Source organism: Methylobacterium indicum (assembly GCF_017347565.1).
Taxonomy (GTDB): domain Bacteria; phylum Pseudomonadota; class Alphaproteobacteria; order Rhizobiales; family Beijerinckiaceae; genus Methylobacterium; species Methylobacterium indicum.
Window position 1 is genome coordinate 3,672,501 of sequence record NZ_AP024145.1, and the last position, 26,150, is coordinate 3,698,650.

Sequence of the window (26,150 nt, forward strand, 5' to 3'; positions counted from 1 at the left end):
TGGGTGGTCGTATAGGCCCACCGATTCGGCCCGTCAACCGGTTTCATGAAGGTTCGGCGACAGGACGGCGACCAGAGCCCCCTCCCCTGCCGTCACGCGCGGCCGGACGAGGCGCAGAGCCAGAGCCGCATCGCGTCGAAGGTTCGGTTGGCGGACGCGACGATGACGTCGGGCTCGGACAGCTCGGCCTCCTCGGCGAGGCGCAGGCGAAAGGCCTTCCACATCGCGCCGGTGTCGCGGCCGTATCCGCGATAGTAGCGGCAGCCCTCGTCGCCGCAGAGGCCGAACTGGCGGACGATGTGGCGGGCGATGACCTGGCCGCCGAGCGTCGAGCCTTCGAGAACGTACAGGCTGCCGAACGCTTCGGCTCGACCGCGCGGCGGCAGCGCCGAGGGGCGCGGAAGCGCCTGGATCGTCGCGTCGTCGAGGCCGAGATGGCGCAGGTCTTCGGTGAGGCGATCGAGGCGTCGGCGCGGAGCGAAGAAGGCGTCGTCGGCGAGAGCCTCGGCGAGGGCCGGCTCCCAGGCGGCGTGAAATCCCCAGAAGCGGGCGAGCAACCCACGATAGCCCTCCCGGGTCGACACGCGGGTTTCCCATGCGAGGTCGCGCTCGATCGCCTCGTGCGCCTCCCGGGTCTCGGCGCGCAGGCGGGCGTGGATGTCGATCACCCCGGTATCGGTCACGCCGTGACCGTGAAGCAGGCGCCGGGGCGATTCTCGACCTCGAGCCGGGCGTTGATCTGGTCGAGCATCGCCCGGACCAGCTTCATGCCGAGGCCTGTGCCGCGGGCCGGCGCATCCGACCAGCCGACCGGGAGACCTTGGCCCTCGTCGCACACCGAGAGGCGAATCCGCCCCTCCGCCTCGCCGGCGACGCTCACGGCGATGCGCCCGCCGGCCTCCGCGTAGGCGTACTTGAAGGCGTTGGTGATCAGCTCGGTGGCGATCAGCGAGAGCGCCACCGCCTTGCGGTAGGGCACCATCAGGCCGGGCTCGGCCTCGAGGTCGACGGCATGTCCCTCCCCCGCCATACCGGCGAGGTCGGCGCAGAGATTCTCGATCGTTTGGCCGAGATCGACCTCCTCGACGCTCTCGGCCTGGTAGAGGCTGTCGTGGACCCGCGCCACGCTCATCACCCGGGCCGCGGTCTCGGCAAAAGCCGCCTGCGAGGCCAGATCGGTCACCTGGCGGCGCTGCATCTGCAGGAAGGCCGAGACGATCTGGAGCGAGTTCTTGACCCGATGGTCGATCTCGCGGGTGAGCAGGTCCTTCTGCGCCAGCAGGCGCTCCTTGTCGGCGAGGAGCCCGGTCAGCTCGCTGATCTTGCGCTGCTGGCGCAAAACCACGCCCTCCACCGCCTGGGCCAGCGCCTCGGCGATCCCGACCTGCCAAGCCGCGAACGGCTCCGAGGTGCCGCGCCGCTCCTCGACCCAGCGCTCGAACGAGCGCCGGGGCAGCACCGCCACCGGCCCGCTGCCGGCGAGCACGGGCTTGCGCGGGTCGCCGCCCCAGGTGACGGTGCTCGGCGTCTCGGGACGGAACCACAGGAGCAGGTGGCGCCGCTCCGGATCGACGAAGACCGCGAGCAGGCCGCTGGCGCAGGCCGCGAAGGGGGCGCTCGGCGGGTGCGCGGCGGGAAACTCGGCGGTGGCGTAGCTGGTGCGGTCCGCCGGCAGGGTCTCGCGCAGCCACGCGGCGATCGCCCGGATCGCGTCGGCCGGCGGAGTTTCGCCGAGGCAGCGCACGGAATCCTGCGAGACCGTGGCGGCGCCTCGCGCATCGAACAGGTCGAGGAGGGTGTGGGTATTCTCGGTGAGGGCGCTGACGAAATCGTCGGAGCGCGCGAGCTCGCGCACGAGCTCGCTCTCGAGGGCGAGGTGGGCCTGCTGCTCCTGCCACAGGCGCCGGCTCTCGAGTTCGTAGACCCGCATCGCGAAGGCGTCGGCCAGCACGGTGGCGGCGGCGCGGGTCTCGGGCGCGACGTAATGCGGCCGGCGATGATGGCCGATCATCAACCCCCAGAGCCGCCCCTCGACCAGGATCGAGACCGACATCGAGCCGTTCACCCCGAGGTTGCGCTGGTATTCGAGATGGATCGGCGACAGGCTGCGGGACTGGGCGAAGGTGAGGTCGACCGGCGCGTTGGCGGTCGCGGGGGTCGCGACCAGGGGCACCGGCACGTAGTCGCGGTCGATGACGAAGCGGCTCTTCGAGCGGGTGTAGAGGGCCCGGGCCTGGGCCGGGATGTCGGATGCGGGGAAATGCAGGCCCAGCAGGCTGCGGCTCCAGGCGGGGTCCTTGTCCTCGGCGATCGCGGCGCCGTTCCAGTCGTGGTCGAAGCGGTAGACCAGCACGCAATCGAAGCCGGTGAGCGCGCGGGTCTCCCGCGCCGCCACCTGGGCCGCGCCCTCGAGCGAATCGGCGCCGCGCAGCCGGCCGACCGCGAGCTCCATGTCGAGCTGGCTGGCGGCGCGGAAATCCTCGGGGTGCGCCGGCGCCAGTTCGAGCTCGACGACGATGCGCTCGCCGTTGCGGTGAGCCATTGCATCGACCGGCAGGCCGGCGGACAGCATCACGCGCTCGCGCACGGTGCGGCCGGGATCAACCCCCTCTCCCTGGAGAGCGTCGCGGATCCGGCCGGTGAGGCCGGCGCCGAGCACCGTATCGAGGGGCAGGCCGAGCGGGTCGCGGTCGAGCGCATCGCGGACATTGGCGCTGCAGGCCACCACCGCGAGGCTGTCGACATCGGCGGCGACCAGCACGGCGTGGGGCTGGATCGCCCCTGGGATGTGGATCGGTTCGCGCTCGCACAGGCTCGGATCGACCGGTTCGGCCCGCACCCGCTGGTTCACGGCCGCCTGGACCGCATCGCGCCGGTGCCCGGCCTCGAGGGCCTCCACAGGCTCGGCGATGATCCAGTACCGATCCGGCACCGCCGCGTCGCGCAGGGTGATCCGCACCTGCATCGGCTTGGGGTCGAAGCCGTAGACGAACGAAAAAGTGTCCTCGAGCCGCCCCCGGCGCAGCCCCTCGCGGAACCGGCCGTAGAAGTGCGGCAGGTGGGTGCAGGGGGCGACGTCGGTGAAGAAGTTGCGACCGATCACCCGCTCCGGCCGCCGGCCCGAAAACAAGCTCTCGGCGCGGTTGTAGAGATGGATGACGCCCCGGCCGTCGATCTGGATCACGCCCTGCTGGAGCGCATCGAGCTCGTGCGGCGCGAGCGCGTCGAGGTCGATCGCTGGAGACGTCGTCTGGTCGGGCACGATCACGGGAATTCCAAGGTATCGACGGCCCGAAACGGTCGCGCGTCCAGCGACGGGTCGCGCATCCTATCGGATTCCGAATCTGAACGAAACCGCAACGGAGTATCGCCCACACGTGAGGGGCGGCTCCGTCACCGGGTACCGCCGGTGCGCTCGGCCACCGCCCTGACGGCTGTCTGCAACCCCTCCTCCAGGGTCGGATGGTAGAAGGGCCGGTCGAGGAAGGTCGCCGCGGTCCATCCCTCCTGCACGGCCACCGCCATCAGGTGGGCGAGGTGCTCGACGCCCGGCCCCACCATCGTCGCGCCGGTGAGCCGCCCGTCCGGCTCGGCATAGACCCGGATCAGCCCTTCGGCCCGGTCCATCGCCCGGGCGCGGCCCTGGTCGGCGAACGAGGTCTCGCCGATCACCCAGTCGCGCGCCGCCTCGGGATCGAAGGCGCGGCCGATGGCGGCGATCTGCGGATGGGTGAAGACGAGGCTGAAGGCCGGCCAGGGCGGCGGCGCCTCGACCTGGGGAAAGCGCGCGGCGTTGCCGCCGGCGATCCAGCCCTGGCGCTGGGCCTCGTGCAGCACCGGCCGCTCGTGGTTGGCGTCGCCCGCGATGAAGATCGGCAGGGTGCCGCATTGCAGGGTGCGCGGGTTGAAGTCCGGCAGGCCGTCCTCCTCCGGGTCGTCGAGCCCGGCCGCCGCGAGGTCGAGGTCGGACAGGTTCGGCGGGCGTCCCGCAGCGGCGAGCACCCGCGCGAAGGTGCCCTCGCCCCGCTCGCCCGAGGCGAGGCGCCAGGTCAGCCGCACGCCGTCGCCCTGCGCCTCCGCGGTCTCGACGGTCGCGCCGAGCCGCAGGTCGATCTCGGCCGAGAGGAGCGCGGCGGCGCGTGCCCCGACCTCGGGATCGCGGATGCCGCCGACCGCGTCGGCCGGATCGAGGAGGGTGACCCGTACGCCGAGACGGGTCATGGCCTGGGCGAGTTCGAGGCCGACGGCGCCGGCGCCCAGCACCGCGAGGGAATCCGGCAGCGTCTCGATCTCGAACAGGGTGTCGGTGGTGAGCACCCGGTCCGCGATCGGATGCAGGGGCGGCGGCAGGCTCGGGCTCGACCCCGTCGCGATCACCACCGCGCCCGGAACGATCCGGGTATGATCGTCGACCAGCAGCGTCGCCGGGTCGGCGAAGCGGGCGGTGCCGGAGACGCGCTGCTCGTCCGGGATGCGGTCGAGCCCGTCGAGGACGGAGGCGACGAAATCGTCGCGCAGGGCCCGCACCCGCCGCATCACGGCGGCGCCGTCGATCCGGACCTCGCCGACCTCGACGCCGAAGACGCCCGCGTGGCGCGCGTCGTACGCGGCGCTTGCCGCCTCGATCAGGAGTTTCGAGGGCATGCAGCCGACCCGGGCGCAGGTGGTGCCGCCGGGGCCGCGCTCGATCAGGACCGCGCGGGCGCCGGCCTTGGCGGCCGCATCGTAGGCCGCGAGCCCGGCCGTGCCGGCCCCGATGACCGCCACGTCGCAGGTCAGTTCACGCATCTGTCTTCCCCTCGGACCGCACGGCGCGGCAGAGCGGCGACGGCGCGGTGTGCCTCCGGGCAACTTCGATCGTGAACGATTCGTTCCCGCGCGTCAGGTCGTTCCGGGCCGTCAGGCCCCCGGAGCGCCGTCCTCGGCGAGGAGCCGGTTCACGAAGCCGGACAAGCCGACCTGACGCTCCCGGCGCAGGTGCTCGGCGGCGAGGATCGCCTCCAGGGTCTTGAACGAGCGGTCGAGGTCGTCGTTGACCAGCACGTAATCGTATTCGGACCAGCGCTCGATCTCGGTGCGGGCATTGAGCAGGCGGCGCTCGATCGTCTCGGCGGAATCCTCGGCCCGGCGCTCCAGGCGACGGCGCAGCTCGGCCATGCTGGGCGGCAGGATGAAGATGGTGACGACGTCGTCGCGCAGCTTGCCCCGCACCTGGCGGGTGCCCTGGTAATCGATGTCGAAGATCATGTCGCGGCCGGCGGCCAGCGCCTTCTCCACCGGACTGCGCGGCGTGCCGTAATAGTTGCCATGGACCTCGGCCCATTCGAGCAGGTCGTCGCGCTCACGCAGGTGCTCGAAGGCGTCCCGGTCGATGAAGCGGTAGTGCTGGCCGTCGATCTCCGAGGGGCGGCGCGCCCGGGTGGTGACCGAGACCGACAGCTCGAGACCCCATTCGGGCCGCTGCGCCAGCGCCCGGGTCAGGGTGGTCTTGCCCGCCCCCGAGGGCGAGGACAGGATCAGCACCAGGCCCCGGCGCGCCACCGGGGCCTTCAGGAGTTCGGAGCCCACCTTCGCCACCATCGCGTTGCATCACCCTTGTCGCCGGTCCGGACGCGCCAGTCGCCGTCCGTCTCGTCCCGCCGCGAGGCAGGCCCGCCCATCCGTTCCATCCCAATGCCGCCGGTCCGCCGCACGCGCAACCGGAGAGATGCGGGCGGGACGGGACAAGCCGGCCGCCCCGATGGTTGGCCCTACTCGATGTTCTGCACCTGCTCGCGGAACTGCTCGACCACCGCCTTGAGGTCGAGGCCGATGCGCGAGAGCGAGACGTCGTTGGCCTTGGCGCAGAGGGTGTTCGACTCGCGGCCGAGTTCCTGGGCCAGGAAGTCGAGCCGTCGGCCGACGGCGCCCCCGGCCGCGAGCAGCTCGCGGGCGGCGGCGAGGTGGGCGCGCAGGCGGTCGATCTCCTCCCGGACGTCGGCGCGGGCGGCGAGGAGGACGGCCTCCTGGTGCAGGCGCGCCGGATCGAAGCTGCCGGCCTCCATCAGGGCCGCGACCTGGGCGGCGAGACGGGCCTTCACGGCCTCCGGCTGGCGGGCGGGGCAGGCCTCCGCGGCCTCGACGAGGTCCGCCATGGCGGCGAGCTGTCCGCCGATGACCGCCGCGAGTGCCCGCCCCTCGGCGCGGCGGCCCTCGGCCAAGGCGTCGACGAGCCGGAGGGCGGCGGCCGCGAGGTCGCGCCGCAGGGCCTCGTCGTCGCTCGCCTCCTCCTCGACCTCGATCACGCCGCGGATCCCGAGCAATCCGTCGACGGAGGGCAGCGTGATGCCGAGCGGCATCGGCACCCGGGTCACCGCCTCGGCCAGGGATGCGAGCAGGGCCTCGTTGATGCGCACCCGCGGCGCGGCCTCGGCCCGCGACAGGGTCAGGGTGAGGTGGCAGGTGCCGCGGCCGAGACGCTTCTGCACTCCGGCCCGAGCCTCCTCTCCGACCGAATCGAGGCCCGCCGGCACCCGGACCCGGACCTCGAGGCCGCGGCCATTGACGCTCTTGAGCTCCCAGGCCCAATGCGTGGGCCCGGTGGTTCCGGCCTCGCGGGCAAAGCCCGTCATGCTGGCGATGGTCATCGTGTGCGCGCTCAGGGGTTGCGCAGGACCGGGACGGTCTTGGGCGAGTTCAGATCGAAGGTCTTGTTGCGCAGGGGGTCGCGGGCCGTCCCCTCCGAGGCGTCGAAGGCGCGCGAGCGGGAGGCCGCGGTCGCGTCGGAGCCGTCATAGGCGAGCGGCGCCCCCGGCAGGGCGGTGCGCGGGGGTAGGGCGGCGCCCGCGGCCGCCGGATCGGCCTGCGCCGGCGGCTCGACCTTGTCGACGCCGACCGTCGAGGCCGGATCGGCGGCGGCCTTGGCCTTCTCGACCTGGCGCCAGCGGGCGACGTTGCGGTTGTGGGCCTCCAGCGTCTCGGAGAAGACGTGGCCGCCGGTGCCGTCGGCGACGAAGAACAGCTCCTTGGTGCGGGACGGATTCGCCACCGCCTCGAGCGCCGCCCGGCCCGGATTGGCGATCGGCCCCGGCGGCAGGCCTTCGATCGCGTAGGTGTTGTAGGGCGTCACCCGGTCGATCTCGGAGCGCAGGATGCCGCGCCCGAGGGTGCCGCGGCCGCCGACGAGCCCGTACACGATGGTGGGATCCGATTGCAGCCGCATCCGCTTCTGCAGCCGGTTGACGAACACCCCGGCGACGCGGGGCCGCTCGTCGGCCCGGCCGGTCTCCTTCTCGACGATCGAGGCCAGCGTGACCATCTCCTGGGGCGTGCGCACCGGCACGTCCGGCGAGCGGCGGGCCCAGATCTGGTTGAGAACCTCACGCTGCTTGGTGCGCATCAGGTTGAGGATCTTCTGGCGAGAATCGCCGCGCTCGAACTTGTAGGTGTCGGGCAGGAGCGAGCCCTCGGGCGGGGTCTCGTTGATGTCGCCGGTGAGCACGTCGTTGTCGTTGAGGCGGGCGACGATCTGCTCGCTCGTCAGGCCTTCCGGGAAGGTGATGGCGTGCTGGACCGGCCGGCCCTGCACCAGCACGTCGACCACGTCGTCGATGCTGGCATGGGCCTTGAAGTTGTACTCGCCGGCCTTGAGCGCCGCCTTGCGGCCGAAGCGGGCGGTCAGCTCGAACAGCATCGGATGGCCGATCACCCCCTCGCGCTGGAGCAGGTCCGCCATCTCGCCGACGCTGGAGCGGGGCACCACCACGACCTTGTCGGCGGGCAGCGGCCCCGCCTCGTTGGTCTGGCGCTCCAGGACCACGATCCCCAGGATGGCGCCGAGGCCGAGGATGACGAACAGGGTCAGGAGGCCGCTCACCGCCGAGAGCAGGCCGCCGCGCTCGCGCACCGGCTTCTCCGGCGGGGGCGGGGCGGCGGTGGGCTTGATGGCCTCGCTCGGGCTGCGCGGGGCGAGCCGGTTCGGCTGGCTGACCGGCTCCGGCGCGCTCGGCGCCGGAGCCTGCGTCTTCGATCTGCGAAACATGGCGGTCCTGTCGTGGCGCGTCCGGGAACCGGCCGGTGGACGCGCATGCCGGCCCGATGGGGCGGAAATCGACCGAGACCCTAGCAACTTTTATGGCGAAATGGAGCCGCGCGCACCGGGGCGAGATCCGTTCTCACCGACGTCCTGGACCGGCATGGGGCACCTCGGGACCGCATCGCCCGGGCGCGAACCTCGCCGCACGGGACCGGGACTGAGGTGACCGACGTATCTCGCGAAACCGACAGGAAACATCTTCCCTTGCGACAAGCTCGGCCTTAAGAGATGTAACTTATGGTTTTTTCTCGCGACGGGGCGCAATCGACGACCGTGATCCGTCGAGCTGGGCCGGCGAGCGCCCCTGAGGTCGCCGAGAGGGACCGCACTTTTTTCCCTCCTGCCGGGATCTACACTCGACGATGCGCACGACACCCTTGATCATCGCCTGCCTGCTGGCGGGAGCGACACTTTCGGCTTGTCAGACGTCAACCAACACGGGACCGTCGCCCATCACAATTCGGCAACCTCCCGAAATTCCGCCGGATGCACCAAAGCTGCCGCATGATTATCGGCGCCTTCTGGGTGAAATCGCGCTCGACGGGTACATGGAGGATGGCGCGGGCCGCCCCGAGATCAGCCCTCCTTACTACGGGCCTACGCTCTTCGGGTCGGCGGTATCCGTCGTCGTCCGGTTCCCGGTCCGGGCTGCCTACTCGGCCCGGATCAATCCATTCATCAATCCGAACGGCCCCAACCGCACGCGGTGCTTCGTGATGACGGCGAGCCAGCTCGGGACAAAGACGACACGGATCAATCCCGCCATCGGACAGGCCGGGCTTACCGATCCCGAGCAATGTGGCGACGGGCTCGTCTACAGTCCGTTCAAGGAGCTGGAACTCTTTGCCGAGCGCATGAAAGTGTGCGGCGACAAAGGGAAGTCGGCGTGCCTACCCAAGCCCGAGGTCATCCCCGGGCAGCCCGTCACGCGGATCTTCTGACTAAAAGAAAAGCAGCTCCCGGGCGTTGGGGTCCGGGAGCCGTTTCGCATGCGATGGATGGCCGGGGCGAAGCCGGGTTTGTCGACCTGGAAAGTCGTATCCGCCTGGTGCCGCGCGAGGAATATCTTGGATGCGCCTCGCGCGAGCAAAAGGTCGTCAGACCCGCCGCAGGATCAGCGACGCGTTGGTACCGCCGAAGCCGAAGGAGTTCGACAGCGCGATGTCGACGTTCCGCTTCTGCGCCTTGTGCGGCACGAGGTCGATCGCGGTCTCGACCGAGGGATTGTCGAGGTTGAGGGTCGGCGGCACCACGCCGTCGCGGATCGCCAGCACGGAAAAAATCGCCTCGATCGCGCCGGCGGCGCCGAGCAGGTGGCCGGTGGCGGACTTGGTCGAGGACATCGCCACGTCGGTGGCGTTGCCGAGCAGGCGCTCGACCGCCTTCAGCTCCAGCTCGTCGCCGAGCGGGGTCGAGGTGCCGTGGGCGTTGATGTAGTCGATCTCGGAGGGCGTGATGCCGGCGCGCTTGACCGCCGCGCTCATGCAGCGGAAGGCTCCGTCGCCGTCCGGCGAGGGCGAGGTGATGTGGTAGGCGTCGCCCGAGAGGCCGTAGCCGATCACCTCGGCGTAGATCTTGGCACCGCGGGCCTTGGCGTGCTCGTACTCCTCGAGCACCACCACGCCGGCGCCCTCGCCCATCACGAACCCGTCGCGGTCGCGGTCGTAGGGGCGGGAGGCGCGCTGCGGCTCGTCGTTGAATCCGGTAGAGAGCGCCCGGCAGGCGGCGAAGCCCGCGAGCGAGAGCCGGTTGATCGGCGATTCGGCGCCGCCGGCCAGCATCACGTCGGCGTCGCCGAGCGCGACGAGGCGCGCGGCGTCGCCGATGGCATGGGCGCCGGTGGAGCAGGCCGTCACCACGGAGTGGTTCGGGCCCTTCAGGCCGTGGGCGATCGAGACCTGGCCGGAGGCCAGGTTGATGATCCGGCCTGGGATGAAGAACGGCGAGATCCGCCGCGGCCCCTTCTCGAACAGCGTCACCGAGGCATCGTAGATGCCGCCGATGCCGCCGATGCCGGAGCCGATGAGGACGCCGGTGGCGCACTGATCCTCGTGCGAGGTCGGGTGCCAGTCGGCGTCGTCGAGCGCCTGGCCGGCCGCCGCCATCGCGTAGACGATGAAGGGGTCGACCTTGCGCTGCTCCTTGGCTTCCATCCACGTGTCGGGATTGAAGGTGCCGTCGCTGCCGTCGCCAAGCGGGATCGAGCAGGCGATCTTGCACGCCAGATCCGAGACGTCGAAGGCCTCGACGCGGGCGGCACCGCTTTGCCCCTCGATGAGGCGGCTCCACGTGACGTCGACGCTGCTTCCCAGCGGCGACACCATTCCGAGGCCCGTGACGACGACTCGACGCATCGCGTTATCCCGACCCGATCCCATGACGGAAGCGTTCTACCTGTTAGCGGAGGATCGCGGCGATCAGCCGGCGTTCTTCTCGAGGAACTTGATCGCGTCGCCGACCGTCTGGATCGTCTCGGCGGCGTCGTCCGGGATCTCGACGTTGAACTCTTCCTCGAACGCCATCACCAGCTCGACGGTGTCGAGGCTGTCGGCGCCCAGATCGTCGATGAAGTTCGCGTTCGGGGTCACCTTCTCGGGCTCGACGCCCAGGTGATCGACGACGATCTTCTTCACCCGGTCCGCGATATCGCTCATCGTGTAGGTCCTTAAGTTACTGCTCGTGGAACTGTTCGGAGCCGCCGCGTGCGGGCGGAGCCCCGGGGAGAGTTCGTCATGCGGCCGGCGCACCGGTCGCGCGTGTCGTGGAAAAGCCGCGGACGGCCGGTCCGTCAATCCCCTTGCACGGCCGGCGGGTGCTTAACACAGGGATTCCGCCCTGGCGAGGCCCGCTTCAGCTCCGGTTAAGGAACCGTGCCCCGCCGGAGGAATGGGCCCCGTGCCCTGGGGACAACCCGCCGGTCCGACGCCGTCGATCGCCGTCAGTACATCGCCATGCCGCCGTTGACGTGCAGCGTCTGCCCGGTGACGTAGGCCGCCTCGTCGGAGGCGAGGTAGACGGCGGCGGCCGCGATCTCGGCGCCCTCGCCGAGGCGCCCCATCGGCACCGTGGCGAGGATGCCCTCGCGCTGCTTGTCGTTCAGCACGTCGGTCATCGGCGAGGTGATGAAGCCCGGCGCGATGCAGTTGACGGTGATCTTCCGGCTCGCCACCTCGGCGGCCAGCGCCTTGGTGAGGCCGACGAGGCCGGCCTTGGCGGCGGCGTAGTTGCCCTGCCCGGCATTGCCGGTCGCGCCCACCACCGAGCCGATGTTGACGATGCGGCCGTAGCGACGCCTCATCATGCCCTTCACCGCCGCCCGCGACAGCCGGAAGGCCGCCGTCAGGTTCACGGCGATCACGCTGTCCCACTCCTCGTCCTTCATGCGCAGGAAGAGGTTGTCGCGGGTGATGCCGGCATTGTTGACGAGCACGTCGAGCCCGCCGAGCGCGGCTTCCGCCGCCGGCACCAGGGCCTCGACCGCCGCGGTGTCGGAGAGGTTGGCCTCCAGGACGTGGACCCGCTCGCCGAGCTCGCCCGCGAGCGCCTCCAGGGCCTCCCGCCGGGTGCCCGAGATCGCCACGTGGGCGCCCTGGGCGTGAAGGGAGCGGGCGATGGCGCCGCCGAGGCCGCCGGTGGCGCCGGTGACGAGGGCTTTGCGGCCGCCGAGATCGAACATGCTGGTCACTTTCTCAGAGCGTGAAGGCCGCGACCTCGGCCGAGGTGCCGACCGGCGTGGCCGAGGAGCCCGCCGCGATGCGCTTGACGAGGCCCGACAGCACCTTGCCGGTGCCGATCTCGTAGAAGGCGTCGACGCCGGCCGCGGCCATGGCCGCCACGCATTCGCGCCAGCGCACGGTGCCGGTGACCTGCTCCACCAGGGCGTCGCGGAGCGCCGCCGGCTCGGCGATCGGGGCGGCCAGCACGTTGGCCATCACCGGCACCTTGGCGGGGCGCAGGTCGACGCGGGCGAGCGCCTCGCGCATCGCCTCGGCGGCGGGCGCCATCAGGCCGCAATGGAACGGCGCCGAGACGTTGAGCATCACCGCGCGCTTGGCGCCGCGGCCCTGCGCCAGGGCGACCGCCCGCTCGACCGCCGCGCGGTGGCCCGACACCACGACCTGGCCGGCGCCGTTGTCGTTCGCCACGTCGCAGACGTCGCCCTCGCGGGCCTGCGCCGCCACCTCGGCCGCCGCCTCGACGTCGAGGCCGAGCAGCGCCGCCATGGCGCCCGAACCCACCGGCACCGCCTTCTGCATCGCCTCGCCGCGCAGGCGCAGCAGGCGCGCCGCATCGGCCAGCGACAGGCTGCCAGCGGCGGCGAGGGCGCTGTACTCGCCGAGCGAGTGACCGGCCACGAACGCCACGTCCCGGGCGAGGTCGAGGCCGCGCTCGGCCTCCAGCACCCGCAGCACCGCGATGCTGGACGCCATCAGGGCCGGCTGGGCGTTGGCGGTGAGGGTCAGCTCCTCCGCCGGGCCCTCGAACATCAGGCGCGAGAGGTTCTGGCCCAGGGCCTCGTCGACCTCGGCGAAGACGGCGCGGGCGGCGGCGTGATCCTGGGCGAGGGCCGAGCCCATGCCGACGGCCTGGCTGCCCTGGCCCGGAAAGATGAAGGCGCGCGACACGTGCGGGTGTTTCCTGCCCTGAATTGAGTCGATGCGGCTGCGGGACGCAGCGATTGGGCGGCGCCAGTCGCAGAGCGGCAGGCGCTAGTCAAGCGTGGCCGGACCGTAAAAATTCATCGCCGCGTTCGGGGGAATCGTGCGAGCCGGACATGATCGCTCGCATGGGTCTCTGCGGAGGCCGGGCTGTTCGACAAGAAGACACGGCGCGGGTTTCCCCCTCCCCCCTCTGCGGGGGAGGGTGGCGAACGCAGTGAGCCGGGAGAGGGGTGGCGCGACGCTGTTCCAGGTGGGCGCCCTTCACGAAGGCTCTGCCATATTCTGAAGCGTGGTTCCCCTCTCCCGCCCCGCATCCGCGGGGCACCCTCCCCCGCAGAGGGGGGAGGGAAAAACCCGCGCCATTGACTGTACCCATCCGCCCTGCACAGACCCACGCCGTCCCCATCCCCACCAAGCGCTTGTTGCAAAACGGCATGTCGTGTAGGGAGGCCGCTACTCCGAGATTTTCGTTTGACCAAGGAAGGGGTCGCGCATGGCTCGCGTCACCGTTGAGGACTGCATCGACAAGGTCGAGAACCGCTTCGAGCTGGTGCTGCTCGCCGGCCACCGGGCTCGCCTGCTCTCCTCCGGCGCTCCCCTCACCATCGACCGCGACCGCGACAAGAACCCGGTCGTGGCCCTGCGCGAGATCGCCGACGAGACCATCACGCCGGACGACCTCAAGGAGCAGCTGATCCACTCGCTGCAGAAATACGTCGAGGTCGACGAGCCGGAGGCCGAGACGGTGCCGCTGCTGTCGAGCTCGCCGGCCGCCGCCGCGGTGGCGCCGCAGGCCTCGGGCGACGGCGACGACATCCAGTTCGACCGGATGAGCGAAGAGGACCTGCTGCGCGGCCTCGAGAACCTCGCGCCCCCGACCGAGACGGAAGAAGAGGGCGACTGACGCCCCCGCGGGGGCGGTTCGCGCCCCGGCGGGACGGCATCGTCCCGGCAACGAGTCCCGAACCCGGCCGAGAGGCCGGGTTTTTTCGTGTCCGCCGCCCGTGAAAGCGGGGCTGCCGCGACGTTTAGGGGCTGGCGCGACCGCACGTTCGGCTCGATATTCCCATCCGGACCTCCACAAGCGTCGTCGGCGTTCAGCGCAACCGGATCAGGATCCGGTACGCCGCGACGCCCCCGCGCCGGGCCCCAAGGCCCGGCACCCGTCGCGCGCTGCAAGGAGACCAACGGCGGATGATGCGCCAGTACGAGCTCGTCGAGCGGGTCAAGGCCTACAATCCCGGCGCCGACGAGGGGCTGCTGAACCGGGCCTACGTCTACGCGATGCGGGCGCACGGCACGCAGAAGCGCGCCTCCGGGGACCCGTTCTTCGCCCACCCGCTCGAGGTGGCGGCCATCCTGACCGACCTGCGGCTCGACGATGCCACCATCGTGGCGGCGGTGCTGCACGACACGGTGGAGGACACCGCCGCCACCCTGGACGAGATCAACCGGGTCTTCTCGCCGGAGATCGGCACGCTCGTCGACGGGCTCACCAAGATCAAGCGACTCGACCTCGTCTCGAAGCGGGCGGCGCAGGGCGAGAACTTCCGCAAGCTCCTGCTCGCCATCGCGGCGGACGTGCGGGTGCTGCTGGTCAAGCTCGCCGACCGGCTGCACAACATGCGCACCCTGCAGCACATGCCGGCGGAGAAGCGCGCCCGCATCGCGCAGGAGACCCTCGACATCTACGCGCCGCTGGCGAGCCGCATGGGCATGCAGGAGCTGCGCGAGGAGCTGGAAGACCTCTCCTTCGTCAACCTGAAGCCCGACGTCTACGCGACGATCGCCAAGCGCCTCGCCGACCTCTCGGCGAAATCCGAGCGCCTCGTCGAGAGCATCGAGCGCGACCTGATCGCCAAGCTGGCGCATGCCGGCATCACCGCGACCGTCAAGGGACGGCAGAAGCGCCCGTACTCGATCTGGAGCAAGATGGAGCGCAAGTCGGTCGCGTTCGAGCAGCTCTCGGACATCTTCGGCTTCCGGGTGATCGTCGACACGGTCGATACCTGCTACCGGGCGCTCGGCGTCGTCCACACGACCTGGCCGATGGTGCCGGGTCGCTACAAGGACTACATCTCGACCCCCAAGCAGAACGACTACCGGTCGATCCACACCACCGTGATCGGACCGAAGAGCCAGCGCGTCGAGCTCCAGATCCGCACCACCGCGATGGACGAGATCGGCGAGTACGGCATCGCCGCGCATGCCCTCTACAAGGACGGCGCGCCGCATCTCGCGACCGAGAGCGGCGCCTACCAGTGGCTGCGCCGCACCATCGAGCTGCTCGCCGAGGGCGACAGCCCGGAAGAATTCCTGGAGCACACCAAGCTCGAGCTGTTCCAGGACCAGGTCTTCTGCTTCACCCCGAAGGGCCGGCTGATCGCGCTCCCCCGGGGCGCCACCCCGATCGACTTCGCCTACGCGGTCCATACCGACGTCGGCAACACCGCGGTGGGGGCCAAGATCAACGGCCGCATCGCGCCGCTGCTGACCGAATTGCAGAACGGCGACGAGGTCGAGATCGCGCGGGCCGACGGCCAGATCCCGCCGGCGGCCTGGGAATCCCTCGTCGTCACCGGCAAGGCGCGCGCCGCGATCCGGCGCGCCACCCGCTCGGCGGTGCGCCGGCAATATGCGGGTCTCGGGCGCCAGATCCTCGACCGCGCCTTCGAGCGCGCCGGCAAGAATTTTTCCGACGAGAAGCTGCGCGGCGCCCTGCCCCGCCTCGCCCGCCAGTCGACCGAGGACGTGTTCGCGGCGGTCGGCCGGGGCGAGATGTTCTCCGGCGACGTCGTGAAGGCGGTCTATCCCGACTACAAGGACGAACGCCGCGCGGCGAGCCAGCCTGCCCCGACCGGTCCGCGGCCGCACGTCACCGGCGCCGGGCGCCTGTCCCTCGACAAGGACCAGACGGTGCGGCTCACCTGGCCGGGCAAGGACGCGGCCGGCAAGGATTCCGGCGGCAAGGAAGCCGGCCCCGGCGGCGCGGCTCCGGAGGACGGCGCGATCCCGATCCGCGGCCTCGACCGCGACCTCCTGGTGCGCTTCGCCCCCGACGGAGGTGCGGTGCCGGGAGACCGGATCGTCGGCATCCTCACCCCGGGCGAGGGCGTGACCATCTACCCGATCCAGTCGCCGGCGCTCGCCGCCTTCGACAACGAGCCCGACCGCTGGCTCGACGTGCGCTGGGACGTGGACGGCGCCTCCAACCAGCGCTTCCCGGCCCGGCTCGCCCTGCAATCGATCAACGAGCCCGGCAGCTTCGCCCAGATCGCCCAGGTGATCGCCGATCACGACGGCAACATCGACAACATCTCGATGAAGCGCCGGACCCAGGACTTCACCGACGTGACGATCGACCTCGCGGTCTGGGACCTGAAGCACCTCAACGCCATCGTGTCGGAGCTCAGGGCCAAGCGGGTGGTCAGCCGGGTCGACCGGGTGAACGGGTGAGACGAGCGAACGGGCAGGATTGCACCGGGGCCGGCAGGCTGCCACAAGCCCCGGCTCAGTGATCCCCGCCGACCGCTGAAGGCTTCCATGACCTCCGACGACGTCCTCGCCGAATTCCGCTCCGCCGGCGCCCTGCTGGAGGGCCATTTCGTGCTCTCCTCCGGGCTGCACAGCGCCGTGTTCCTGCAGAAGATGGCGATCTTCACCGATCCGGTGCGCACCGCGCGGGTCTGCGGTGCGCTCGCCGAGCGGATCGAGGCGCAGTACGGCCAGGTCGACTACGTCGTCTCGCCGGCGATCGGCGGCATCGTGCCGGGCTACGAGACCGCCCGGGCGCTCGGCGCCAAGGCGATCTTCGTCGAGCGCGATCCCGGCAAGCCCTTCGCCCTGCGCCGCGGCTTCACGATCCCGAAGGGCGCCCGGGCGGTGATGGTCGAGGACATCGTCACCACCGGCCTGTCCTCCCGCGAGTGCCTGGCGGCGCTGACGCAGGAGCCCGGCGAGGTGGTGGGCGCGGCCTGCCTGATCGACCGCTCGGGCGGCAAGGCCGATCTCGGCATGCCGCTCGTCGCCCTCGTCACCCTCGACATCCCGAACTACCCGGCCGACCAGCTGCCGCCCGAACTCGCCGCGATCCCCGCCGTGAAGCCCGGCAGCCGCGCCCTGCCGGCGGGCTAGAACCGGCTTGTCCCCGCTGTGCCGCCGCGCCGTCGCTTGACAGGCGCGGCGGCGCGTCCTTAGCTGGCCGGATTGCGGCCGTTGCCCGGTGTGCGGCACCCACGCGGTTTGTCCCTGCCCTCAATACTCCGGGGGCAGTGCATTGCTCGTAGCGGCTTTACTCGCAAGTCATTCTTTTCGTGCGGCCGTACCGCACCTTTCAAGGACATCGAATGCCCAATACGTCACGGAGCGCCCTGTTCATCGACGGCGCCAACATCTACGCGACCACCAAGGCCCTCGGCTTCGACATCGATTATCGCAAGCTCCTCGCCGATTTCAAGGCGCGCGAGAATCTGGTGCGCGCGTTCTACTACACGGCCCTGGTCGAGGATCAGGAATATTCCTCGATCCGCCCGCTGATCGACTGGCTCGACTACAACGGCTACCGGGTCGTCACGAAGCCCGTGAAGGAGTTCACCGACTCCACCGGCCGGCGCAAGATCAAGGGCAACATGGACATCGAGCTGACGATCGATGCCATGGAGCTCAGCCCCTATATCGACCACATGGTGCTGTTCTCCGGCGACGGCGACTTCCGGCCCCTGGTGGCGGCGATGCAGCGCCGCGGCGTGCGGGTGACCGTGGTCTCGACGGTGCAGACCCAGCCGCCGATGGTCGCCGACGAGCTGCGCCGCCAGGCCGACGACTTCGTCGACATCGTGCAGCTGATTCCCCGCATCGGCCGCGACCAGGGCGAGCGCCCGGCCCGCCCGCCCCGCTCGCTGGGCCCGGACGGCCCGCGGGACTACGCGCCCCGGGACGCGTCTCCCCGCGAGGCGCCCCGCCCGAGCGTCAACCTCGAGAACCGCTACGGCATCCGCCAGAACGACGAGGACGACGCCGAGGATTGATCCGTCCGGCGCGGGGCCGGCCGTCAGCCGCCGGCCCGCGCCAGATCCTCCAGGCCGCGCCGGGTCTCGACCGGCGCGCTCCAGCCGAGCGCCGCGAGGCCCGCCGCCCGGGCGACGAGCGAACCGGCCAGCCGCTCGCGCAGGTCGCGCCGCCCGGTCAGGGCCAGGGCGGCGCCGAGGAGGGCTTCCGGCACCGGCACGAGGGCGGGCCGGCGGCCGAGCCCGGCCCGCAGGGCCCCGATCATCTCCGGCACGCTCACCGACTCGGCTTCGGCGACGATCAGCGGCCGGCGCAGCGGCCCGGGCGCCCGCAGCACCGCATCGACCGCGTCGCCGAGGGACTCGACCGAGACGAGGGAGCGCCGCCCGGACAGCCCCCCGAGGGGGAGCGGGTACGGCATGCGCGCGAGCCGCATCAGCGCCGCCATGTTGCCCTTCTGGCCCGGCCCGTAGACCAGCACCGGGCGCAAGGCGGCGTAATCGATGTCGATCCCGGCGAGCGCCTCCTCGGCGGCGAGCTTCGAGCGGCCGTAAGCATCGGTCGGGGCCGGGGCGTCGGCCTCGGTGAGGACGCCGTCGGCGCAAGGGCCGGACTGCGCCCGGATCGAGGACAGGAACACGAAGCGGCGCACCCGGGCGCGGGCGGCGGCCTGCGCGAGACCCCGCGTCGCCTCGGTGTTGAGGGTCCGGTAATCGTCCTCCGGCGCCCCCGACATCGCGTGGGCGAGGCCGGCGGAATGCACCACCGCGTCGGCCCCGGAGAGGGCCGCCGCCATGTTCTGCGGCCGGGCGAGGTCGCCGACCACCGCGCCGCTGATCCCCGGCGGCAGGTCGACGGGGCGGCGCAGCAGCACCCGCACCCGGTAGCCCCGGGCGGCGAGCGCCGTCAGGAGGTGGCGGCCGATGAAGCCGGTCGAGCCGGTCAGCGCGACGAGGGGTGCGGTCATGCGGGGGGCGTCCGGGTGGCGGGCAGGGCGAAGAGCCGGAGCAGGGCCGCGACGAGCCCGGCACCGAGGGCGAGGCTCGCCAGGGAGACCGGCCAGCCCGGCGCCGCCAGGGTGATGCCGGCCAGCAGCGCCAGGGCGAGGTTGAGCCCGAACACCGCGCCGACCACGACCGGCACCGCGCGGCCGTTCGTGGTGGCGCGCTGGTAGAAGTGGCTGCGATGGGCCTGCCAGACCGGCTCGCCCGCGAGCGCCCGGCGGCCCAGGGTCAGGGTCGCGTCGGCGAGGTAGTAGAGCGGCAGCAGGATCGCGGCGGCCAAGCCCCCTTCCCCGGCGAGCCGGTAGAGGATCCAGGCGACGAGGAGGCCGATCGGCAGCGAGCCGACATCGCCGAGGAAGAGTCTTGCGACCGGCCGGTTGAACGGCGCGAAGCCGAGGAGCCCGCCCAGCAGGGCGGCGGCCGCCACGGTCGCCTCGCCCGGCAGGTGCCCGGCAAGGCCGAACACCGTGAGGGCGCCGAGCACCGGCACCATCTCGGCCACCGTCATCCAGTCGAGCCCGTCCATGAAGTTGACGAGGTTGACGAACCACAGCCCGGCCAGGACCGCGAGCCCGTATTCGAGCCAGGACGGCAGGGCCGGGACGAGCGGCGCACCGCCGGAGGCCGAGAGAACCAGCACGACGCAGGCCGCCTGGAGCGGCAGGCGCAAACCCGCCGACAGGGGCCGGATGTCGTCGACGGCGCCGACCACCGCGAGCGCCAGGGTGCCGGCGGCGAGCGCCGGGATCTCGGCCCCCGTCGCGCCGGACAACCCGAGCAGCACCGCGAGGGCGGCCGCCACCACGGCGATGCCGCCGCCCTGCGGGGTCGGGACCCGGTGGCTCGACCGGGCGTTCGGCCGCGCCAGGGCGTAGCGCAGCAGGAGCGGGCGAAGCGCCACGATCAGGCCGGCCGACAGGGCGGCGGCCAGGAAAACGGCCAGGAGGATGGCGGCCAGGGGGGAGAGCGGCATGCGGCGGGGCGTGACTCGGGCAGGGCCGGCCGCGGACGGCCGTCCCCACCCCTACCCCACCGGCACCGGCGCAGCCAGGGCGTCAGGCCGGCGAGGCCAGGGGCTTGCCCGCCTCGACGATGTAGGTGCTGACGAGGCGCACCGGCCGGTCGCCGCTCTTCGAACCGCCATGGGGCACGCCCGGCGCCACCTGGAACCCGTCGCCGGCCTTGAGCACGCGGGTCGGCTGGCCCTCGATCGGCAGTTCGATCTCGCCCTCGACGATGTAGCCCGATTCGATTCCCGGATGAGTGTGGCGGCCGACCAGCACGCCGGGCGCGATCTCGACCTCGGCGGTGATCGTGACATAGCCCGGCGCCGGCCCTTCGCTCCGGCCGAGGATCTTGCGCGTCACCCCCGGCGTAGCGGCGGGGGGCGCCGTCTGCGCCCCGGCATCGGTGGCGAGAAACCCGGTCAGGCTGCAGATGGCACAGGAGGCCAGCCCGGCAAAGCCGCGGCGCGTCAGCATGGTCTCACTCCCTCGGGCGCGCTCTTGGTCGATCGGCGCGGTACCGGAAGCTTGCGCGCGGCTCTCCGACAGTCAAGGCATGGGGATCGACTTGAAGCCCGGGCCGGCGGGATTTCGGGTCGACTGGTAGATGGCGGGCCGGATCGGCCCCGAAGGAGACGAGGAGGTCGCGCGGGATCATCGGGCCTCCGCCGGCTCAGCGTTCGAGGGGCTTGAGGTCGTGCGTCAATGGCTCGCCAGGCAGCAGATCGGCGTGGTGCGCAGGATATCGCGGGTGGCGCCGCCGAAAGCCCATTCGCGCAGGCGCGAGTGGCCGTAGGCGCCCATCACGATCAGGTCGGCCTCCTCAAGGGCGGCGAATCCGAGGAGGGAATCGGCTGCGCCGAGCGTCTCCCCCGGCAAGAGGTGGGCGGTGGCCGCGATGCCGTGCGCGGACAGGTAGGCGACGACGCCCTCCGCGCCGCCGCGACGCGCTTCCGCCCCGACGGCGACGACGTGGACCCGCTCCGCGCCGGCGAGGAACGGCAGCGCGTCCCGGACCGCGCGGCGCGCCTCGCGGGTGTCCTTCCAGGCGACGACGACGCGCCGAGCGTCGAGCCGTTCGAGCCCCGGCGGCACCGCCAGGACCGGGCGGCCGGCCTCCATGAGCACGATCCCGGCCGAGACCCCGAGCGGGCCCGGATCCCCGTCGGACGGCCCCTGCCGCCCGACCAGGACGAGGTCGGCGCCGCGCGCCTGCTCGGCGAGGAACGCCGAGGGCGAGCCGAGGCCCGCGTGCCAGGATCGCGCGGCGATCCCGCCGGCCTCCCGCTCGAACAGCGCCTTGGCGCCGGCCAGGTGCTCGCGGGCCCGCTCCTCCTCGCTCGCATAGAGGTCGTCGGCGAGAAGCAGCGCCTCGCCCACCGGCATCGGGATCGGCACCGGGCAGGCGGCGACGCCGGAGAGTCGTGCCCCGAAGCGGGCGGCGAGGCCGGCCGCGAGCTGGATGCGATCCGCCGCGGCCGCGCCGAGATCGACAGAGACCATGAGGGTGGCGAGCGTCATGACGACCTCCGGCGTGACGATGCGCCCGGGCTCCCCCGGGCCGCGACCAGTCTCGCGCCGGGCCCGGGCCCGGACCTTGATCCAGCGCAAGACGTCCGCCGGGGTCGCACGACCTCCGATGGCCTCCTTCGCGATGCGGACATCCCCGTCGCGGATCGCGACCCGTCTCGGACGTCGAGAGCATTTTTGACGAAGCGGGTGCCGGTTCGTCGCAGAAGAGTCAGCCGTCTCGGTGACCGAGAGCGCTACGCGATGGCAGCGCGATCGTGCCGTGCTCTCGTCGCCGGGTGCCGGCGAGCGGTCGCGGGCGCACCCGCCGGCCCGTCGAGCCGGGACGGCGTTGCGGGGAGCCGACGAGCATCTGGCGGCGCATTCTCGATCGTCGGGTTCGACGCCGCGGCGCCGGCGGCGATCGCGGATTTCCGCCACGCGTGACGGCGCGCGTGAAGGGGGCGGCCCACCGGGCCGTCCCCTCGATCGACCGCCGTGGTCCGGCGACGTCCATGGCTCGGATCGTCGTCATCAGACGCGCGCAAGACAATCGCCCGACAGATAGCCACCTGCCTTAGCCGGCAATCGTCGTGCCGATCATTCCCAACAGATCATTCCTGGAACTGCTTTAAAGTTTATCGACGGGCGACCTTGCATTTTAAGGCCAAGCTTGCTCGCGACATCGTTTCGTGCAGACTGTGCCGCACGCCCGACACGGTGCATCGACGGAGAGACGACCCGCCGCATGAGCCTGACGACTGCACAGATCCTCGACCTCGCCCCCGACGCCGCGAGCCGCAAGGCCGGCCAGGACCAGGCCAAGCCGCCGAAATGGAGCGGCCTCGGCCGGGCCGGATCGGTGATCTGGGGGGAGATCAAGGGCAGCGGCGCCAGCCCCTACCGCACCGTCGCGGACCTCGCCGGGCCGGCCTCGAAATGCACCTGCCCGAGCCGGAAATTTCCCTGCAAGCACGCGCTGGGCCTGATGCTGGTCGATGCCGCGGCCCCCTTGCCGGAGGCCGAGGCGCCGGACTGGGTCGCCGCCTGGGCCAAGGGCCGCGAGAGCCGCGCCGCCGCGGCCGAGACGCGGGCCGCCGAGCCGGCCAAGCCCGTCGACGGGAAGGCGCAGGCCCGGCGCCGCCAGGCCCGCGAGGACAAGGTCGCGGCCGCCCTCGACGAACTGGATCTCTGGCTGCGCGACCTGATGCGCCGCGGGCTCGCGGCCGCCCGCACCGAGCCCTACGCCTTCTGGGACCGCATGGCCGGGCGCCTCGTCGACGGCCAGGCCCCCGGCCTCGCCCGCCGGGTGCGCGCCCTGCCGGGCCTGATCGCGGCGGGCCCGCAGGCCGGCGCCGCCCGGCCGGAGGCGGCCCTGGGCCTGGCGCTGGGGCGCATCGCCCTCCTGGCGCGGGCCGCGCGCCGCCTCGACGCGCTCTCGCCGGAGCAGGCGGCGGGCCTCCGGGCAGCCTTGGGCTATCCCGTCACCGCCGAGGAGATCGCGGCGAGGCCCGACCAGGTCGACGCCTGGGCGGTCCTCGCCCACACGGTCGAGGAGGAGGACAAGCTCACCGCCCGCGCGGTCTGGCTCGTCGGCCGCCGCAGCGGCGCCGTGGCGCAGGTGCTCGATTACGGGACCGCCGGCTCGCCCCTGCCACCGGCCCCCGCCGCCGGCCAGGATTTTTCCGGCGCACTCGTCTTCCATCCGGGCGCACCGGCCTTGCGCGCCGTCTTCCGGGACGGTCGCGCCGGCCCGGCCGCCGCCGCGATCCTGCCGGGAGGCGGCAGCGTCGCGGCAGCGCGTGACGGTTTCGCGGGCGTGCTGGCGCAGGCACCCTGGACCGAGAGCTGGCCGGTGCGGCTGTCCGGCATGCGCCTCGGCCGGCTGCCGGGCCCGGCCGGCGCCGCCCCGGCCTTCGCGGTCGGCGACGAGACCGGCTGCCTGCCGCTGCGGGCCGATCCGCGCCTGCCGAGCCTGATCGCCGTCGCGGGCGGACGCCCCTTCGATCTGTTCGGCCTCCATGACGGCCACGGGGTCGCGCCGCTGGCCCTCGTGGCGCAAGGCCGCCTCTACGCGATGCCGGCCCAGGCGTCGCAGCCGGTGCTGCTGCAGGTGGCGTGATGGACGCGACCGTGATCGCCGCGGACGGCTGGGAGCCGATCCTCGCCGCCGCCCTCCTCGGCGCCGAGCGGGCGCCGCCCGCTCCGCCCGGGCCGCTCGCGGACCTTATCACCGAGCCCGATCCCGGCGCGGCCCTGCTGGCGCGGCTCGCGGCAGAGGGCCTCCATCATCTCGCCGGGCTCGACCTCGCGCCCGACGCGATGGCACCGCTGGCGCCGCGGGAAGCGGCCGGGCGCGACTGCCCGCCGGCCGCGGCGATGCGGCTCTACGGCCTCCTCGGCGGCGGCCACGCCGCCCGCGAGCGCCTGCGCGAGTGGTTCGACCTCGCCGCCGCCGCGCGGATGCGCCCGCCGGCCTGGCTGCACCAGGCCCTGATGCTCCAGGTCCGCACCCTGCCGGAGACGGCCCGGGCCGTCGTCGGGCCCGAACTCGCCTGGCTCGCCGGCGCCTGCGGCGAGGCACCCGAGGACGAATCGGACGAGGCGCCGGACGACTGGACCGCCGGCAGCCTCGCGGAGCGCCGCGCCGCCTTCGCGGCCTTCCGGGCCCGCGACCCGGACGGTGCGCGCGCCGCCCTGGAGCCGGTCTTCCGCAAGGAGAAGGCCGACATGCGCGAGGCCCTGGTCGGGGCGCTGGCCACCGGCCTGTCGCCGGCCGACGAGCCCTTCCTCGAAGCCTGCCTCGACGACCGGGCCGGCGGCGTGCGCGAGGCGGCGCAGCGCCTGCTGCCGCTTCTCCCCGGCTCGCTCTACGCCTCGCGCATGGCCATGCGGGCGGCGACCGCGCTCGTGATCGAGACCAAGACGCGCCTTCTGCGCAGCGCGACGCACGACCTCGTCGTGACCCTGCCGGAAGACTCGCCGACGCTCGCCCGCGACGGGGTGACGCCGAACCAGTGGGAGCAGCGTGGCGGCGGCATCCGGGCCGGGCTCCTGCGCGACATCCTGGCCCGCACGCCGCTGCGCGCCTTCGCGGGCCACCCGCCGCGGCTGTGGCTCGAACTCGCGCTGCGGGGCGAGTGGTCCGAGCCGATCCTGAAGGGGCTGTTCGAGACCATCGCGCGCGAGCGCGACCCGGACTGGACCCGAGCCGCCATCGGGCTCCTGGCCGAGGCCTACGAGGGCAAGGTGGCGGGCGTCCGGCGCACCAACGAAGTGATCGGCCGCTGGGTGCGGGCCGTCGACCTCCTGCCCGACGCGGAGTGGGAGGCGGCGGTGACGGAGCTGATCCGCGCCCGCAAGATCGAGGTGGTCCTGGCGATGATCGGCAGCGGGCCCGAGAGCTTCTCGGAGCGGTTCAGCGCCGCGCTGATCGACTGGCTCGCCTTCGTCGTCCGCGGCTCCGACGACCTGCGCCGCGACCTCGCCAAGCCCTGGGTGATCGGCCGCCTCGGCGAGCGGCTCTGGCCGGGCGAGGCCATCGCGGCGAGCGCGGCGGCCCTCGCCGCCCGGCTGCCGGAACAGGAGGGCGACCGCCTGCGCCCGCAGGTGACCGCCCTCTCCGAGACCCTGGATCTGCGCGTCGCGATGCGGCGCGAATTCGAAACCCCGACCGAGGAGACCGCCCGAGGATGACGTCGAGCACCGGATCCAAGAGCACGGGAAGTCACGCCGCCGGATCGAAGGCGGCGCAGCTGCGCCAGGCCGCCGAGGACGCCTTCGCCGAGGAGATCGCCGCCCTGCGGACGGCCGACGACCGGCCGCGCCCGCCGAACTGGCAGATGTCGCCGCAAGCGGTCGTCACCTACCTGATGGGCGGCCGGCTCGATTCGGGTCTCGACATCACGCCGAAATACATCGGCGACCGGCGCCTGATGGAGGTGGCGGTGGCCACCCTCGCCACCGACCGGGCGCTGCTGCTGCTGGGCGTGCCCGGCACCGCCAAGAGCTGGGTCAGCGAGCATCTGGCGGCGGCGATCTGCGGCACCTCGCGGCTGATCGTCCAGGGCACCGCCGGCACCAGCGAGGAGGCGATCCGCTACGGCTGGAACTACGCGCTGCTGCTCGCCAAGGGGCCGAGCCGCGAGGCGGTGGTCGGCTCGCCGATCATGCGGGCGATGAACGAAGGCCGCATCGCCCGGGTCGAGGAGCTGACCCGCATCCCCTCGGAGACCCAGGACAGCTTCATCACCATCCTGTCGGAAAAGACCTTGCCGATCCCCGAATTGAACGAGGAGGTGCCGGCCCAGAAGGGCTTCAACCTCATCGCGACCGCCAACAACCGCGACCGGGGCGTCAACGAATTGTCGAGCGCCCTCAAGCGCCGCTTCAACACCGTGGTGCTGCCGCCCCCGGCGACGATCGAGGCGGAAATCGCGATCGTCGAGAGTCGCGTCGCCTCCCTCGGCCGCGCCTTCGAGATCCCGGCCGAGCCGCCCGGCGCCGACCAGATCCGCCGCGTCGTCACGATCTTCCGCGAGTTGCGCGAGGGCGTGACGGTGGACGGCAAGGCCAAGGTGAAGCAGCCCTCCGGCACGCTCTCGACGGCGGAGGCCATCAGCGTCGTCGGCAGCGGGCTGGCGCTAGCCGCGCATTTCGGCGACGGCCGCCTCTCGGCGCGCGACCTCGTCTCCGGCATCTCGGGCGCGGTGGTGAAGGATCCGGTCCAGGACGCGATCGTCTGGCGCGAATACCTCGAGACCGTCGTCAAGGAACGCGACGGCTGGAAGGACTTCTACAAGGCCGCCCGCGCCAGCGCGTGACCTCGCAGGCTGCGCGATCGCTATCCGTTCGGCAGCCTCCCATCATCTCTCCCGCCCCGACCCTCATC

The 26,150-nt window shown here is 72.2% G+C and carries 22 protein-coding genes; 8 read left to right on the forward strand and 14 right to left on the reverse strand.

From position 1 onward, the window contains the following. Positions 1 to 92 precede the first annotated feature (92 nt). The 6 genes from miv_RS17220 to mltG all read right to left on the reverse strand — a co-directional run bounded on the left by miv_RS17220 (position 93) and on the right by mltG (position 8,020). A complete protein-coding gene (locus miv_RS17220) occupies positions 93 to 683 on the reverse strand; it encodes a biliverdin-producing heme oxygenase (protein WP_244748564.1) in 591 nt (196 codons plus the stop codon). Beyond that, on the reverse strand, positions 680 to 3,265 hold the full coding sequence (locus tag miv_RS17225) for a histidine kinase dimerization/phosphoacceptor domain -containing protein (protein WP_207183524.1): 2,586 nt from the start codon (positions 3,263 to 3,265) through the stop codon (positions 680 to 682). The genes miv_RS17220 and miv_RS17225 overlap by 4 nt, the downstream gene beginning before the upstream one ends. Before the next feature lie 128 nt (positions 3,266 to 3,393). Next, on the reverse strand, positions 3,394 to 4,788 hold the full coding sequence (locus tag miv_RS17230; RefSeq protein ID WP_207177905.1) for a dihydrolipoyl dehydrogenase: 1,395 nt from the start codon (positions 4,786 to 4,788) through the stop codon (positions 3,394 to 3,396). 111 nt (positions 4,789 to 4,899) lie between these two features. Beyond that, complete coding sequence (gene gmk, locus miv_RS17235; RefSeq protein ID WP_207177906.1) at positions 4,900 to 5,580, reverse strand: guanylate kinase; 681 nt, start codon at positions 5,578 to 5,580, stop codon at positions 4,900 to 4,902. 170 nt (positions 5,581 to 5,750) lie between these two features. Next, on the reverse strand, positions 5,751 to 6,626 hold the full coding sequence (locus miv_RS17240; RefSeq protein WP_207177907.1) for a YicC/YloC family endoribonuclease: 876 nt from the start codon (positions 6,624 to 6,626) through the stop codon (positions 5,751 to 5,753). 11 nt (positions 6,627 to 6,637) lie between these two features. Next, complete coding sequence (mltG, locus tag miv_RS17245; RefSeq protein ID WP_048461183.1) at positions 6,638 to 8,020, reverse strand: endolytic transglycosylase MltG; 1,383 nt, start codon at positions 8,018 to 8,020, stop codon at positions 6,638 to 6,640. Between the two features lie 416 nt (positions 8,021 to 8,436). On the opposite strand from mltG, the gene miv_RS17250 reads away from it, so the two are divergent. Beyond that, positions 8,437 to 9,015: a hypothetical protein gene (locus miv_RS17250; protein ID WP_207177908.1), complete on the forward strand. Its 579-nt coding sequence runs from the start codon at positions 8,437 to 8,439 to the stop codon at positions 9,013 to 9,015. 156 nt (positions 9,016 to 9,171) lie between these two features. Here miv_RS17250 and fabF read toward each other — a convergent pair whose 3' ends face one another. From fabF to fabD, 4 genes are all read right to left on the reverse strand, one after another. After that, the gene (fabF, locus tag miv_RS17255) at positions 9,172 to 10,428 is read right to left on the reverse strand and encodes a beta-ketoacyl-ACP synthase II (protein WP_048461184.1); all 1,257 of its coding nucleotides are present in this window, start codon (positions 10,426 to 10,428) and stop codon (positions 9,172 to 9,174) included. A gap of 63 nt (positions 10,429 to 10,491) precedes the next feature. After that, complete coding sequence (locus tag miv_RS17260; protein ID WP_048430877.1) at positions 10,492 to 10,728, reverse strand: acyl carrier protein; 237 nt, start codon at positions 10,726 to 10,728, stop codon at positions 10,492 to 10,494. Positions 10,729 to 11,012: 284 nt separating this feature from the next. Next, complete coding sequence (gene fabG, locus miv_RS17265; protein ID WP_207183525.1) at positions 11,013 to 11,750, reverse strand: 3-oxoacyl-[acyl-carrier-protein] reductase; 738 nt, start codon at positions 11,748 to 11,750, stop codon at positions 11,013 to 11,015. Positions 11,751 to 11,763: 13 nt separating this feature from the next. Beyond that, the gene (fabD, locus tag miv_RS17270; protein ID WP_207177909.1) at positions 11,764 to 12,699 is read right to left on the reverse strand and encodes an ACP S-malonyltransferase; all 936 of its coding nucleotides are present in this window, start codon (positions 12,697 to 12,699) and stop codon (positions 11,764 to 11,766) included. 529 nt (positions 12,700 to 13,228) lie between these two features. Between fabD and rpoZ the strand changes: the two genes are divergently transcribed. The 4 genes from rpoZ (at position 13,229) to miv_RS17290 (ending at position 17,762) form a co-directional block, all read left to right on the forward strand. Continuing rightward, positions 13,229 to 13,639, forward strand: a complete 411-nt coding sequence (rpoZ, locus tag miv_RS17275) for a DNA-directed RNA polymerase subunit omega (protein ID WP_048430874.1) — start codon at positions 13,229 to 13,231, stop codon at positions 13,637 to 13,639. Between the two features lie 290 nt (positions 13,640 to 13,929). Next, positions 13,930 to 16,191, forward strand: a complete 2,262-nt coding sequence (locus miv_RS17280) for a RelA/SpoT family protein (RefSeq protein WP_207177910.1) — start codon at positions 13,930 to 13,932, stop codon at positions 16,189 to 16,191. Positions 16,192 to 16,278: 87 nt separating this feature from the next. Next, complete coding sequence (gene pyrE / locus miv_RS17285) at positions 16,279 to 16,869, forward strand: orotate phosphoribosyltransferase (RefSeq protein ID WP_048430872.1); 591 nt, start codon at positions 16,279 to 16,281, stop codon at positions 16,867 to 16,869. A gap of 212 nt (positions 16,870 to 17,081) precedes the next feature. After that, complete coding sequence (locus tag miv_RS17290) at positions 17,082 to 17,762, forward strand: LabA-like NYN domain-containing protein (RefSeq protein WP_048430871.1); 681 nt, start codon at positions 17,082 to 17,084, stop codon at positions 17,760 to 17,762. 23 nt (positions 17,763 to 17,785) lie between these two features. Here miv_RS17290 and miv_RS17295 read toward each other — a convergent pair whose 3' ends face one another. The 4 genes from miv_RS17295 to miv_RS17310 form a co-directional block, all read right to left on the reverse strand. Beyond that, positions 17,786 to 18,709 carry an NAD-dependent epimerase/dehydratase family protein gene (locus miv_RS17295; RefSeq protein ID WP_207177911.1) on the reverse strand — a complete coding sequence of 308 codons (924 nt, stop codon included), beginning with the start codon at positions 18,707 to 18,709 and terminating at the stop codon, positions 17,786 to 17,788. Further along, entirely contained in the window at positions 18,706 to 19,719 is a 1,014-nt protein-coding gene (locus miv_RS17300) for an MraY family glycosyltransferase (RefSeq protein WP_207177912.1), read from the reverse strand. Before miv_RS17300 ends, miv_RS17295 begins: the two co-directional genes overlap by 4 nt. Before the next feature lie 82 nt (positions 19,720 to 19,801). Next, positions 19,802 to 20,227 carry a cupin domain-containing protein gene (locus miv_RS17305; RefSeq protein ID WP_048430868.1) on the reverse strand — a complete coding sequence of 142 codons (426 nt, stop codon included), beginning with the start codon at positions 20,225 to 20,227 and terminating at the stop codon, positions 19,802 to 19,804. 225 nt (positions 20,228 to 20,452) lie between these two features. After that, the gene (locus miv_RS17310) at positions 20,453 to 21,271 is read right to left on the reverse strand and encodes a universal stress protein (protein WP_207177913.1); all 819 of its coding nucleotides are present in this window, start codon (positions 21,269 to 21,271) and stop codon (positions 20,453 to 20,455) included. 736 nt (positions 21,272 to 22,007) lie between these two features. Between miv_RS17310 and miv_RS17315 the strand changes: the two genes are divergently transcribed. The 3 genes from miv_RS17315 to miv_RS17325 are packed head-to-tail and all read left to right on the forward strand — an operon-like array spanning position 22,008 to position 26,082. Continuing rightward, complete coding sequence (locus tag miv_RS17315; RefSeq protein WP_207177914.1) at positions 22,008 to 23,381, forward strand: SWIM zinc finger family protein; 1,374 nt, start codon at positions 22,008 to 22,010, stop codon at positions 23,379 to 23,381. Further along, a complete protein-coding gene (locus tag miv_RS17320; RefSeq protein WP_207177915.1) occupies positions 23,381 to 24,955 on the forward strand; it encodes a DUF5691 domain-containing protein in 1,575 nt (524 codons plus the stop codon). Before miv_RS17315 ends, miv_RS17320 begins: the two co-directional genes overlap by 1 nt. Next, positions 24,952 to 26,082: an ATP-binding protein gene (locus miv_RS17325; RefSeq protein WP_207177916.1), complete on the forward strand. Its 1,131-nt coding sequence runs from the start codon at positions 24,952 to 24,954 to the stop codon at positions 26,080 to 26,082. The genes miv_RS17320 and miv_RS17325 overlap by 4 nt, the downstream gene beginning before the upstream one ends. Positions 26,083 to 26,150 lie beyond the last annotated feature (68 nt).

Coding starts and splice junctions, on each gene's coding strand:
- miv_RS17230 (WP_207177905.1), bottom strand. CDS start 4,788: ATGCGTGAACTGACCTGCGACGTGGCGGTCATCGGGGCCGGCACGGCC.
- gmk (WP_207177906.1), bottom strand. CDS start 5,580: ATGGTGGCGAAGGTGGGCTCCGAACTCCTGAAGGCCCCGGTGGCGCGC.
- miv_RS17240 (WP_207177907.1), bottom strand. CDS start 6,626: ATGACCATCGCCAGCATGACGGGCTTTGCCCGCGAGGCCGGAACCACC.
- mltG (WP_048461183.1), bottom strand. CDS start 8,020: ATGTTTCGCAGATCGAAGACGCAGGCTCCGGCGCCGAGCGCGCCGGAG.
- miv_RS17250 (WP_207177908.1), top strand. CDS start 8,437: ATGCGCACGACACCCTTGATCATCGCCTGCCTGCTGGCGGGAGCGACA.
- fabF (WP_048461184.1), bottom strand. CDS start 10,428: ATGCGTCGAGTCGTCGTCACGGGCCTCGGAATGGTGTCGCCGCTGGGA.
- miv_RS17260 (WP_048430877.1), bottom strand. CDS start 10,728: ATGAGCGATATCGCGGACCGGGTGAAGAAGATCGTCGTCGATCACCTG.
- fabG (WP_207183525.1), bottom strand. CDS start 11,750: ATGTTCGATCTCGGCGGCCGCAAAGCCCTCGTCACCGGCGCCACCGGC.
- rpoZ (WP_048430874.1), top strand. CDS start 13,229: ATGGCTCGCGTCACCGTTGAGGACTGCATCGACAAGGTCGAGAACCGC.
- miv_RS17280 (WP_207177910.1), top strand. CDS start 13,930: ATGATGCGCCAGTACGAGCTCGTCGAGCGGGTCAAGGCCTACAATCCC.
- pyrE (WP_048430872.1), top strand. CDS start 16,279: ATGACCTCCGACGACGTCCTCGCCGAATTCCGCTCCGCCGGCGCCCTG.
- miv_RS17290 (WP_048430871.1), top strand. CDS start 17,082: ATGCCCAATACGTCACGGAGCGCCCTGTTCATCGACGGCGCCAACATC.
- miv_RS17295 (WP_207177911.1), bottom strand. CDS start 18,709: ATGACCGCACCCCTCGTCGCGCTGACCGGCTCGACCGGCTTCATCGGC.
- miv_RS17300 (WP_207177912.1), bottom strand. CDS start 19,719: ATGCCGCTCTCCCCCCTGGCCGCCATCCTCCTGGCCGTTTTCCTGGCC.
- miv_RS17305 (WP_048430868.1), bottom strand. CDS start 20,227: ATGCTGACGCGCCGCGGCTTTGCCGGGCTGGCCTCCTGTGCCATCTGC.
- miv_RS17310 (WP_207177913.1), bottom strand. CDS start 21,271: ATGACGCTCGCCACCCTCATGGTCTCTGTCGATCTCGGCGCGGCCGCG.
- miv_RS17315 (WP_207177914.1), top strand. CDS start 22,008: ATGAGCCTGACGACTGCACAGATCCTCGACCTCGCCCCCGACGCCGCG.
- miv_RS17320 (WP_207177915.1), top strand. CDS start 23,381: ATGGACGCGACCGTGATCGCCGCGGACGGCTGGGAGCCGATCCTCGCC.
- miv_RS17325 (WP_207177916.1), top strand. CDS start 24,952: ATGACGTCGAGCACCGGATCCAAGAGCACGGGAAGTCACGCCGCCGGA.